The following is an 11,708-nucleotide window of genomic DNA, read 5'->3' on the forward strand; positions in this document are numbered from 1 at the left end:
CCCGCCGGCGGGACGCCGGCTCCGGCGACGGGGACGGCCACGCCCGCGCAGCCCGCGCCGCGCCCGGCGCCGCGCGTCCTGGGCACGCCCTCCACGCCCGCGGGAACGGCGCCCAACGTGGGCCCCGTGCAGCGCCCCGCCACGCCGGGAGGCAGGCCGTGACGGGCTTTGAACGGCTGGCGCAGGACACGGGTGGCGCGGACCTTTCCACCCTGATCGCCGTGCGGGCGCTGGTGGACCACGTGAACGACGGCGGCACGCTGGAGCGCGCGGCGTGGCTCACCGGCGTGCGCGAGGAGTACCGCCGCTGGTACGGGAACGACGGCGGGCAGGGGCATCCGCAAAACTTTCCCGCGCCGGAAACCATGCGCTACCTGGACGAGCACATCGTCCGCGCGCTGGTGGACCGCGGCGTTCTGGAGCCGCTGCCGCTGGGCGACGACACCCCGGAGCCGCAGCCGGACTCGGTGCGATGGGCCGCCGTGCGGCTCACGCCCTGGGCCGCGGGCGAGGTGGCCGACGACCGCGCGGGGATCTGCGCCCGGCTCGACGCGCGCATCCGCACCATCCTGAATCCGCCATCGCCAGTACAGGCGGCGGCCGCCGCGACGGTCCCGGAGCACGGCGCGGACGGTCATCCGCAGACGGTGGACGGCCACGCGCATCCCGCGGAGGACGGGGCGGACGGGGAGGCGCATGCCGCCTTCGACCACGCGTTACCCGCGGACGAACACGCGCCCCCGGCCAGCGCGCCCGAGGTGCAGCCGTACCGGCGCCGCGAGCCCATGGTGGTGGAGGGCGGAACCACGCTGGCGGCCAAGGGGCTGGTAAAGGTCTACCGCAAGCGCCGCGTGGTGAACGAGGTGGACCTGCACGTGTCGCAGGGCGAAATCGTGGGGCTGCTGGGGCCCAACGGGGCGGGCAAGACCACCAGCTTCTACATGATGGTGGGGCTCATCCGCCCCGACAAAGGCAAGGTCTTCGTGGGCCCGCGTGAGCTCACCCGCGTGCCCATGTACAAGCGCGCGCGGGCCGGCATCGGGTACCTGGCGCAGGAGCCGTCCATCTTCCGCAAGCTGACGGTGGAAGAGAACGTGATGGCCATCCTGCAGATGATGAAGATCCCCCGCGCGGAGCGAAAGAAGCGGCTGGAGCAGCTGCTGGACGAGCTTTCCATCAAGCACGTGCGAAAGAGCCGCGCCTACGCCCTGTCCGGCGGCGAGCGGCGTCGGCTGGAGATTACCCGCGCGCTGGTGGGCAACCCCAAGTTCATGCTGCTCGACGAGCCGTTCGCCGGGGTGGACCCCATCGCCGTGCACGACATCCAGCAGATCGTGAGCGACCTGCGCCGCCGCGGCATCGGCGTGCTGATCAGCGACCACAACGTGGAGCAGACGCTGGACATCGTGGACCGCGCCTACATCATGTACGACGGGCGCGTGCGGGTGTCGGGAACGGTGTCGGAGCTGGTGTGGAACGAGGAGGTGGCCGAGCTCTACCTGGGCCCCACCCTCGCGGCGCGCATGCGGGAGCGCTACCCCAACCCCGCGCTGGAGCGCGCCGCGGAGCCGGTGCAGGTGCACCTGGACGCCGCGTGGGACGGGGACGAAGATCCGCGGGCGTACGAGCAGGTGTTCGCGGACGGGAATGGACAGGACGGGTCCGCCACGGATGGCGGCGGATGGAGGGATGGCCTGGGCGGATACGCGCAGGGCGGCGCGCCCGCGGCGGAGCCGGCGGACGGGATGCACGGAACCGCGCCGGTGGGCGCGCGTTCCGGGGACGGGGAGCACGCGGCGGGGCCGGTGGCCCGCGACGCCGCGCGGGAAACGGACGTGATGGTGCCCGCGGGCGCCGCCGCGGCCGCAGACGACGACCAGCAGGGGCCGCACTCGGCGGCGCCCCACGATGGGCCGGATCCGCAGACGGCCGGGCCCCGCTCCGCGCATGACGAGCGCTGGCCCGGGAACTCGCAGGGCGGCACGCGGAATCCACAACAGGACGAAGCGGTATGAAGACGGGTCTCTACCAGGGAACGACGCTCAAGCAGGAAATGAAGATCAATCCTCGCCTGTACCAGGCGATGGATCTGCTCTACATGCCCCTGCTGGACCTGCAGCAGCACCTCAAGCAGGAGCTGCTCAACAACCCCTTCCTGGACCTCGTGGAGCCGGACGCCGAGGAAGAGGTGAAGCAGGAAAAGGAGGAGAAGGAAAAGACCGAGGACGACGAGATCGATTGGGAGGAAATCCTCCTGAACGGCTTTGAGACCGGCGGCCGCCGCGAGGAGTACGAGGAGCGCGAGTACTACGAGCCCGTGTCGGTGGACACCAAGGATCTTGGCGACCACCTGCACGACCAGCTCACGCTTCTCCGTCTGTCCGAGCGCGAACTCCTCCTGGGCGAGGAAGTGATCGGCAACGTGAGCGACGAGGGCTACCTGGTGTGCCCGCTGGAGGAGATCGTCACCACCCTCAACGACTTCGTCCGCGTGTCGGACGGGTTTGAGGACGTGGCGCCCTACGGCATGGACGAGGCGGAGCGGATGCTGCGCACCATCCAGGCGTTCGACCCGGCCGGCATCGCCGCGCGCGACCTGCGCGAGTGCATCCTGCTGCAGCTGCGCGACTCGGCGCTGCAGGAGCTGATCACCGAAACGGGCGAAACGGAGCCGGAGCCCTCCGAGGTGGACCGCCGCCTGGCCGAAAGCCTGGCGTACCGCATCGTGCGCGACTACTTCGACCAGCTGATCAACCACCGCTGGAGCGAAATCAGCAAGGAGCTCAGCATCACCCCGCGCGACGTGCAGGACGCCGCGGACGAGGTGGCCAAGCTGGATCCCAAGCCGGGGCTCAAGTACTCGTCGGGGGGCGACAACTACATCATCCCCGACCTGATCGTGGAAAAGATCGAGGGCGAGTACCTGGTGTTCCTGAACGACACCAGCCTGCCGCGCCTCAAGCTGTCGCGCGCGTACCGCGACATCGCCAAGGACAAGAAGAAGTTCGTCGGCGAAAACAAGGAGTTCATCAGCAACAAGCTGAACTCGGCCAACTGGATGATCCAGGCCATCGAGCAGCGCCGGCAGACCATGCTGAAGGTGATGAACTTCATCGTGGACCGTCAGCGCGACTTCTTTGACAAGGGCGTGCAGTACCTCAAGCCGCTCACCCTGCGCGAGGTGGCCGAGGTGATCGACATGCACGAGAGCACGGTGAGCCGCGTGACGAACGAAAAGTTCGTGCAGACGCCGCGCGGCGTGTTCCCCCTCAAGTTCTTCTTCTCGTCGGGCCTGTCCACGACGAGCGGCGAGGACGTGAGCGCGCGCGGCATCAAGGCGCAGATTGAAAAGCTGGTGAGCGACGAAGATCCCGCGCACCCGCTGACGGACCAGGCCATCGTCAACATCCTCAAGGACGACGGCATCCAGATCGCGCGGCGCACCGTGGCCAAGTACCGCGACCAGCTGGGCGTGCTTTCGGCCCGCATGCGCAAGCGCGTGTGAGCGGCGCGACGGTGCTCCAGGCTTCCACCACGAGCCCCGCCGTCACTGGCGGGGCTCTGCGGCTTCCCGTCATCCCGGACGCGCTGCGCACCAACTTCAGCGTCCTGATCCCCGCCTTTGACGAGGTGGACAACATCCCCGCGCTCTTTCACGAGCTGCGGGAGATGTTTCACCGCCACAACCTGGGCGGCGAGATCATTCTGGTGGACGACGGCTCGCGCGACGGCACGTACGAGGCGGCCGTGCGCGAGAGCGCGGGAATGCCCCGCGTAAAGGTGCTGCGCCACCGCCGCAACCAGGGCAAGACGGAGGCGATGGTGACCGGCGCGCACGCGGCGGAAACCGAGTACCTGGTCCTGTTCGACGCGGACCTGCAGCACTCGCCGGACGAGATCCCGCGCTTTCTGGAAAAGCTGGCCGAGGGGTGGGACATCGTCACGGGCCGCAAGGTGGGGAACTACGAAAAGCGCGGCGTGTCGTCGGTGTACAACCGCCTGTCGCAGACGCTGTTCGCCGTCCCCGTGCGCGACCTGAACAGCATGAAGGCGTTCCGCACGGAGATCCTGCGCGAGATCCCGCTGCGCCACGACTGGCACCGCTTCTTTGTGGTCCTGGCGCACGCGCGCGGCTACACGGTGTCGGAAATCGACATCGAGCTGTACCCGCGGCGGGCGGGGGTGGCCAAGTACTCCGGCCGCAGCCGCGTGCTGGTGGGGGTGGGCGACCTCGTCGTCGTGTGGTTCTACCTGAAGTTCAGCGAAAAGCCCATGCAGTTCTTCGGGGGCGGCGGGCTGCTGCTGATCCTGGCCGGGCTGGTGGTGGGGCTGGTGACGGTGGGGCTGCGCATCATGGAATGGATGCCGCCCTTCGGCTTTCGCCCGCTGCTGACGCTGGTGGTGCTGCTGGAGACGGTGGGCGTGGTGCTTTTCGGGTTCGGCTTCATGGCCGAGCTGATCGCCACGCTGCGCGCCGAACTGGACGACCTGCGGCGGCAGGGCAGGGGACCGGCCTGACCGTCCCCGTCCGCTGGACCGTGGCGGCCCTGCTGCCGCTGTGGGCGTGCGGCGCTCCACGGGCGCCCGCGTGCGACGCGCCCGAAACGCGCGACCTCGCCGCGCGCGAGGCCGCATCCGTGCTGGCCGTCCGCACGGGGATGCGGCGCGTGGCGGGCAACCCGGACCGGCTCGCCGGCCAGCCCGGCGACACCATCCGCTTCACGCCCGGAGGGGGACACGTCTGGGTGCGCCACGACGAGGACCGCGCGGTCGCCATTCTGGAGAACGTCCGCTCCACCGGCCGCGACCGCGAGCAGGGAGCGTGGACGTGCGCGGCGGACTTCGTTCTGACCAGGCTCAGCGAAACGCCCGAGGCGCCGCTGCGTATCGCCATCGAGTACCGGTCCCAGCTTTCTCGGACGGACGGCCGGTTCCGCCACGAAGTCCGCGTGATCGTTCCCTGAGCGTTTCGCCGGAAACGACAGAACGCCCGCTCCCGATCCCGGCCGCGGGCGTTCCGTCATCTCCCCACCAGGGCGGGCGCGAGCGCGGCGATGCAGGCCTGCCGCGCCTCCCACGCGGCGCCGATCTCCAGATTTCTCGCGAGCGCCCAATTCCAGAGGTGGCGCTGGTAGATGGCGAGCTTGTACGCGCCGATGTGGTCCGGCTCGATCCGCCGTTCTTCCAGGAACACACGCTCCTCCATCCGCGGGCCGGGGGTGAACAGGAACCGTTCGCCGCCGTACCGCAGATGGCAGTCGGCGTCCAGCACCTCGGTCAATCCGAAGCGCCGCAGCACCTTGCCGGCCCCGGGCGTGTTGGCCTCGTTCATCTCGTAGATCCCCAGCATCAGCTGCACGGCCACGCCGTGCTCCGCCGCAAGCTTCGCGAGGAGCGCGTGCCTGGCCGCGCGGGTGCCCCGGCCGTCCATCACCCGCTCCTCCCACTCCTCCCGCTCCGCGCCGTCCACCCAATCCAGCATGGACACGTGCCGCGCCGCGCGGTGGTAGTCGCCGATTTCGATGTCGAGGAACAGGTGCGCCGTCGGGCTGCTTTCCGACAGGCGGAAGTTGGGGAGCGAGCGCATGTTATCACCACCGCGTCTATTTTGTCCTCATAAAAGGCTTGACGATACCAAATCAGCCGCTTAGTGTAGAACACGACCCAACCACGCGCGTTTTTCGCGCCCTTTGTCAGGAGGAGAAGATGCAGAAGACAACTCTCGCCGGGCTGATGGTGCTGCTCGCGGCCTGCACGGACAACCGGGCTGCAAGCACGATACCCACGAGCAGCGCGGCCCAAAAGCAGAGAAGCCAAGCCGCAGACACCCGTTTCGGCGATGCCCGGCCGGCCTGGAGCAGCCTTTCGGACGCCGAAAAGGCGATCGCCGCACGCACGATCGAGCGCGCTGCACGCGAGCAAGGCGACGTACATCTCCAGCCACAGATCGTCCTTCTGGACAACGCGCTGCCCAACCGCGCGGTCGCGGTGGTGCTGCGCAACCCGGGCACCCCGTCAGAGCCCATCATCGTGGTGCAGAACAGCACGGCCGACGCGCGCACAATGGAGCGGGCCTTCGCCGCGCTGGAATCGCTGCGCCGCTCGCACCGCTCCCCCGCGGTTCGCACCCTGTGGATCAATGCGCTCGGCGAGATCACCGTGAGTTCTACCGAGATGGCGGCGGGGGCCCGGCTTTCCCCTGCATCCGGAACGGCCCAGCGCACCGCACTGGGCGCGCAACTGGCCCGGTCCGCGGCATCCACGGCCACCATCGACCTTCCCGGGCTGGGGACTGGAACGGTCCTCCGCTTCCACTGATTTCATCCGCAGGACATCAGCGATTCTTCATCTTCATCGCAAAACAATCATGGAGGTGCTTCATGCGACGGGCCGTGTTCATCCGGAAGATTCTCACTTCAATCGCGCTTCTTTTCCCCCTGCTCGTGTGCGGCAGAGTTCACGCGCAGGAGTTCATCCCTGAAACCTACTTCGAGGCCGGTTCAGTCGAGGATGTTGCATGCCCTCCGCGATTCCCCAGCATCTACGACAGTCGGACGGGGATGCGGTTCTTCGGAACGTCGCGGTTCACCATGCAGCAGTACGACCAGATGCACGGCACGTATCTCTACACGTACCAGTTCGAGGGGCTGACTCCCGACGGAACGCACAAGGTACGCGGAACGCATCACGTAGCGGCCGCGCAGTGCCTGCAGGCGGCATACAGCTACTGGACCGGGTCGCGGGCGTTCATCGCCTACCTTCACAATGAAACCCTGTACATCATCAGCTACAACGGTTCCTGCGAGGGACTGGAGGTGGAAAATGCCGAGTATTCGCAGACCGGCTCACCCGCGCCGTTCCGGTGCGAGGGCGGAGGATCGAACACCCAGCCGCTTGATGAGGACGAGTGGTTCGAATGGTACAACGGCGCGAGGTTCCGCTGCCATCGCGAGTACGAGAACGGCTGGAGTTCCGTTGTGTGCGTGGCTGATGCGGCCTGATCGCGGAGCACCCGGGCACCGCGCAGCCGGGCGTGGGTAGGCGGACAGCGGGTGCGTAGGGGAAAGCAGAAAGTGCCGCGGAGCAGGCTCCGCGGCACTTTCGTATGAAACCTGCGCGTCGGATCAGACCAGCGGGTTGCCGGGGTCCTGGTCGCCGGCGGGGCGGGCGCGAACGCCGTTGCCCAGGTCCTCGCCCGGGGTGATGCGGCCGTCGTTGTCCGCGGCACCGTTTGCCGGGTTGGCGCGGACGCCGTTGCCGATGTCCTCGCCCGGCGCGACGCGGTGGGCGCCGCCGCCGGTGCCGGCCTGCCGCTCGCCGCGCTGCACCGGGTCGCCGCTGGTGTCCGCCATCCCCTCGCGGCCCGACATGTCCTCGCGGTCGTGCATCCGCTCGCCTTCGCTGCCGGTCACGTCCGTCTGCCCGGTGCGGTTGGCGTACGCGGTGGCGTTCTCGATGTCCTCCAGCCGCCCGGGCTGCATGTTCAGCCGGTCCTGCGCGGCCACCTCGGGGTGTCCGTCCACGTTCGTGCGGTCGTTGCGGTCCATGCGTGCGCTCCTGTTGGCGTGGCTGCGTCCGGGAGCGGGGAAGTGCAAGGCACGTTCCGGAACGGCGATACGGGATGTCAGGGCGGCGCGCCCGGCCGGCCGCGCCGCCCTCCATCCTCACCGCGGCGCGGCGGGGGCCAGCAGCCGCTCCAGGCGCTCCAGCCGCGCGCGCAGATCGGCGTTCTCCGCGCGCAGGGCGTCAATCTGGGCCTGCTGCGCCTGGTCGCGGCTGTCGAGCGCCTTGACCGCGGCCAGGCTCACGCCGTCGGCATCCACTGTGGCGATGTGCGTGTCGTCCGCCCCGTTCAGCCCGAACGCGGCGTGAAAGTCCTGCGCGGTCGGGCCCATGTGCCGCACCTCTCCGCCGTCCACGTTGTACGTCCACGTGGTGACCGGCATCCCCCGCAGGCGGGCGAGCACGTCCTCGCCCGCCACGGCGGCAAAGCCGTGCTTGCGGTTCACGTCGGAGACGTTGGTCCACGTGCCCCCGTTCGCCAGGTACGCGCAGTTGCTGGCGCTGAGCACCCACTGCACGCTGGCGCACCCGGTCCACGGAACGCTGGCTGCGCCGGGGTAGGCCTGCATGAGCACGCCCGACGTCTTGGCGGTGTTGGTGTACAGGCGGATTCCTCCCGACGCGCGCAGGCTGAACTGGTTGTTGGCGTTGGCCTGCAGGCTGTCGGACGTGCTGCCGTCACCAATCACGATGGCGCCCGTGAAGCCCCGCGCCGACACCGCGCGCCCGATGGCGACGGCGTAGTCGGCGTTGGCCGTGGCCTTGTAGCCCAGCGCCACGGCCGCCTGGCCGCCCGAGTTGGTGAAGTAGCCCATGGAGACGCCGTAGGACGAACTGGTGGAAGCATTGTTCCCCGCCGCGAACGACCAGTTGCCGCTGGCCTGCGTGTTCTGCCCCACCGCGGCGCTGAAGAAACCGATGTTGGAGTCGTTCCACTGGGTGCCGTTCACGCCGCCGGCGCGGAACGCGGCGCGGTACGGGTGCCACATCATCCGGTACCCCTCGCCTTCCTTGGGGATCAGGCCGATGCCCAGCGATCCCATGGCCACAAAGCCGCCCGCGCTGTCGATGACCACGCGGTCGGACCCGTCGGACCCGGCGCGCCACCGCATGAGCGGGCTGGAACTGGAGTACGCCGACGCCGTTCCGTCGACAAAGATCTTGAAGAGGCTGACGCCGTTGTTGCTGACGGCCAGGGCGGAATCCAGCTGGGCCCGCGCGGCGCAGGGCACCAGCAGGAGAGCGGCTGCCACCAGCGCGGCTCGCTTGAACACGTTCATGGGTTTTCCGGGGAGTGGAAGGGAGGGTCAGGGAAGGCGGATGAAAAGCCCGTTGTTCTTCACGCTCAGGCTGCCGCTGCCGGACACGGCGACGCCGCCGGTGGACACCACGGGCCGCTGCAGCGCGACGCGGCCGTCCACCTTCAGCCGGTTCACGGTGCCGCCCAGCGTGGCGCCGGTGCCGCGCATCCACAGCGTTCCGTTGGTCACCGTGCCCACGGCGTCCACGTCGCCCCAGGCGCGGAGCGTGTTTCCGCCCAGGCCCAGGGTGCTGGCGTATCCCACCGTCACGTCGGTGATCTGCGCGTCGGCGGCCAGCACCGGCATCACGTGGCTGGCGAGCAGCGAGTCCGCGGGGATGATGGCGGCGCCCGCGGAGTCGGGCACCACGCTGTTCAGCCAGTTGCCGGCGGTGCTCCAGTTGGTGCTCAGCGCGCCGCTCCAGGTTTCCGGTGGCAGCAGCGACAGGGACGACAACGGGGGGATCCCCTGGGGCGCGGGCCCGTCCGCCGGCAGCGTGACCGTGCGGTCGGTGCAGGCGGCCAGCAGCGGGAGCGCCGCCGCGCACACGCGAAGCATGCGGGGCAGGCGGGCGCGACGCCCGGGCGGGCCATGCGTGCGGCGGCGCACTCTCGGGGGGAAATGGATGGCCGGTACTGCGGGTTGCATGATGGCCTTTCGGGGAGGGGACGGGTGCGCCCGTTGGGCGGGCGAGGGAGATGACCGGCGTGGTTGGGCGGGGGAGGTCTCCGCGGCGGGGGTCCGCGAACGGACGGAAAGGGAGTGGCGGGCCTCCTCAATGGTAAGACACCGGGACGGCGGTTTCCATTCCATTCCGGCGCGCGGCTGCTGGCAATCTGCCGCCTCAACTCGCGGTTCGGCGCGAGCCGCGTCCGGCGTTGCATCCCACATAATGCGGCGGGTCACGGACCCCATCTCCGCCCGGCGCAAACACTTGCCCACGGGGACGGCAATACGAAAGCCGCGCGCCGGAGATCCGGCGCGCGGCTTTTTCTGTGTTCTGGCCCAACCATCAGGTCACGGCTTCTGCGCGGTGGCCTGCGCGGCAAGGGCCGCCTCGATGCGCTCCAGGCGGGCGCGCAGGTCGGCGATCTCGCGGCCCTGCGCGTCGATGGTGCGCTGCTGGGCCGCGATGGTCTCGGCCTGCGACGCGGTGCGCGCCTCCAGCGCCTTGGCGGCCGCGAGCGCCACGCCGTCGCCGTCGATGGTGGCGATGTGCGTATTGTCGGCGCCGTTCAGCCCGAACGCGGCGTGAAAGTCCTGCGCCGTGGGGCCCATGTGCCGCACGTCGCTGGATTCGGTGTTGTACGTCCACGTGCTGATGGGCATGCCGCGCAGCCGTGTGAGCACGTCCTCGCCCGCGACGGCGGCGAACCCGTGCTTGCGGTTCACGTCCGACACGTTGGTCCACGCGCCCGCGTTGGAAAGGTACGCGCAGTTGCTGGCGCTGATTACCCACTGCACGTTGCCGCAGCCGGTCCATGGCGTGCTGGCCGAGCCCGGATAGGCCTGCATGAGCACACCCGCGGTCTTGGCGGAGTTGGTGAACATCCGGATTCCGCCGGCCGCGCGCAGGCTGAACTGGTTGGCCGCCGTGGCCTGCAGGCTGTCGCTGGTGCTGCCGTCGCCGATCACGATGGCGCCTTCGTTCCCCCTCGCCGACACCGCACGGCCCAGGGCAAGGGCATAGCTGGCGTCGGCGGTCGCCCTGTAGCCCATGGCGATTGCCGCGGTGCCGTTGGCGTGCGAAGCGAAGCCCATGGCGACGCTGTACGGCTGGTCCGTGAAGGTGCTGTGGCCGGAAGCGAACGACCAGTTGCCTTCGGCCTGCACGTTCTGCCCGAACGCCGCGCTGAAGAAGCCCATGTTGGCGTCGTTCCACTGGTCGCCGCTCACCCCGCCGGCGCGGAAGGATGCGCGGTACGGGTGCCACAGCATCCGGTACCCTTCGCCTTCCGCCAGGATGATGCCGATCCCCAGCGACCCGCCGGCCAGCAGGCCGCCCGCGCTGTCCACCACGAAGCGGGTACCCAGGTTGGAGCCCGACCGGATCTGCAGCCGGACGCTGGCGCCCGCGTTTGCCTCGTTGTCGCTGATCGTCAGCGCGCGCAGCGTGGACGTGCCCGCCGAGAAGTCGCCGTTGCCGTCGCGCTTGACCAGCGCGTTCGCGGTGTTGGTGCTCGTTCCCGTGGCCGTGGTGGCCGCCGTGGTCTGCACGGTGCCGTCGGCGAAACGCACACCCGCGCTGGCGGTGAGCGAGTCCGCCACCGTCAGCTTGGTGACGCTGGCGGTTCCCAGCGCACTGCGCCCGGACACGGCCAGGCTGTCGAGCGTGGCCCTGCCCGCGGCGAACCCGCCGATGCTGTCACGCTTGACCAGCGAGTTGGGCGTGTTGCTGCTGGTTCCGCTCGCGGCCACCGCGGCCGTGGTCTGCACCGTTCCGTCCGGAAACACGACGGCGGACGAAACCGCGACGCTGTCGGCGCCCACGGAGCCGTTCACCGTGAGCCTGCGGTCCGGCGTGCTGGTGCCCACGCCCACGTTGCCGTTGGTGTTCACGCGCAGCAGGCTGCTGCCGCTTTTGCTCACCGCAAAGACGGAGTCGGCCGACTGCGCGGCCGCCACGGAGGGGACCGCCGCCAGCGCCGCGGCCAGCAGGGCAAGATTCAACGATTTCATGGTTCGATCAGGTGGGGGAAAGGAACCTGGTACTGTGATGGATGATGGACGGCGCGCGGCGGGGAATCGCTCCGTGCGCCCGGAGGTGCGCTCAGGATGAGCAGCGAGGGTGAGGCGAATGGAGCCGGCTGCACGCCCTTCACTGCACGGCCCGCGCGGGGCACG

The 11,708-nt window shown here is 69.5% G+C and carries 10 protein-coding genes and 1 pseudogene; 6 read left to right on the plus strand and 5 right to left on the minus strand.

All coding sequences use genetic code 11. The features are described from left to right. Positions 1-785: 785 nt before the first annotated feature. From lptB to VF665_RS01005, 4 genes and pseudogenes are all read left to right on the plus strand, one after another. Positions 786-1,505: pseudogene (gene lptB, locus VF665_RS25835) on the plus strand (LPS export ABC transporter ATP-binding protein); the annotation flags it as partial. A 506-nt stretch (positions 1,506-2,011) separates the two neighbouring features. Beyond that, a complete protein-coding gene (gene rpoN / locus VF665_RS00995) occupies positions 2,012-3,505 on the plus strand; it encodes an RNA polymerase factor sigma-54 (RefSeq protein ID WP_331051531.1) in 1,494 nt (497 codons plus the stop codon). Between the two features lie 11 nt (positions 3,506-3,516). After that, positions 3,517-4,518, plus strand: a complete 1,002-nt coding sequence (locus VF665_RS01000; RefSeq protein ID WP_331051532.1) for a glycosyltransferase family 2 protein — start codon at positions 3,517-3,519, stop codon at positions 4,516-4,518. A 20-nt stretch (positions 4,519-4,538) separates the two neighbouring features. Further along, positions 4,539-4,964, plus strand: coding sequence for a hypothetical protein (locus VF665_RS01005; RefSeq protein WP_331051533.1), 426 nt, complete (start codon positions 4,539-4,541; stop codon positions 4,962-4,964). 56 nt (positions 4,965-5,020) lie between these two features. On the opposite strand, the gene VF665_RS01010 is transcribed toward VF665_RS01005, so the two are convergent. After that, the gene (locus VF665_RS01010) at positions 5,021-5,587 is read right to left on the minus strand and encodes a hypothetical protein (RefSeq protein ID WP_331051534.1); all 567 of its coding nucleotides are present in this window, start codon (positions 5,585-5,587) and stop codon (positions 5,021-5,023) included. Between the two features lie 119 nt (positions 5,588-5,706). Here VF665_RS01010 and VF665_RS01015 point away from each other — a divergent pair, with 119 nt between their 5' ends. Both VF665_RS01015 and VF665_RS01020 read left to right on the plus strand, forming a co-directional pair. Beyond that, entirely contained in the window at positions 5,707-6,318 is a 612-nt protein-coding gene (locus VF665_RS01015) for a hypothetical protein (protein WP_331051535.1), read from the plus strand. A gap of 62 nt (positions 6,319-6,380) precedes the next feature. After that, positions 6,381-7,001: a hypothetical protein gene (locus tag VF665_RS01020; RefSeq protein ID WP_331051536.1), complete on the plus strand. Its 621-nt coding sequence runs from the start codon at positions 6,381-6,383 to the stop codon at positions 6,999-7,001. A 123-nt stretch (positions 7,002-7,124) separates the two neighbouring features. Here VF665_RS01020 and VF665_RS01025 read toward each other — a convergent pair whose 3' ends face one another. From VF665_RS01025 to VF665_RS01040, 4 genes are all read right to left on the minus strand, one after another. After that, the gene (locus VF665_RS01025; RefSeq protein ID WP_331051537.1) at positions 7,125-7,547 is read right to left on the minus strand and encodes a hypothetical protein; all 423 of its coding nucleotides are present in this window, start codon (positions 7,545-7,547) and stop codon (positions 7,125-7,127) included. 117 nt (positions 7,548-7,664) lie between these two features. Then, a complete protein-coding gene (locus VF665_RS01030) occupies positions 7,665-8,843 on the minus strand; it encodes a tail fiber domain-containing protein (RefSeq protein WP_331051538.1) in 1,179 nt (392 codons plus the stop codon). Between the two features lie 27 nt (positions 8,844-8,870). Continuing rightward, on the minus strand, positions 8,871-9,422 hold the full coding sequence (locus tag VF665_RS01035; protein WP_331051539.1) for a hypothetical protein: 552 nt from the start codon (positions 9,420-9,422) through the stop codon (positions 8,871-8,873). Positions 9,423-9,881: 459 nt separating this feature from the next. Further along, positions 9,882-11,543, minus strand: a complete 1,662-nt coding sequence (locus VF665_RS01040; protein ID WP_331051540.1) for a tail fiber domain-containing protein — start codon at positions 11,541-11,543, stop codon at positions 9,882-9,884. Between the last annotated feature and the right edge of the window lie 165 nt (positions 11,544-11,708).

Origin of the sequence: Longimicrobium sp. (assembly GCF_036387355.1) — a bacterium.
Taxonomy (GTDB): domain Bacteria; phylum Gemmatimonadota; class Gemmatimonadetes; order Longimicrobiales; family Longimicrobiaceae; genus Longimicrobium.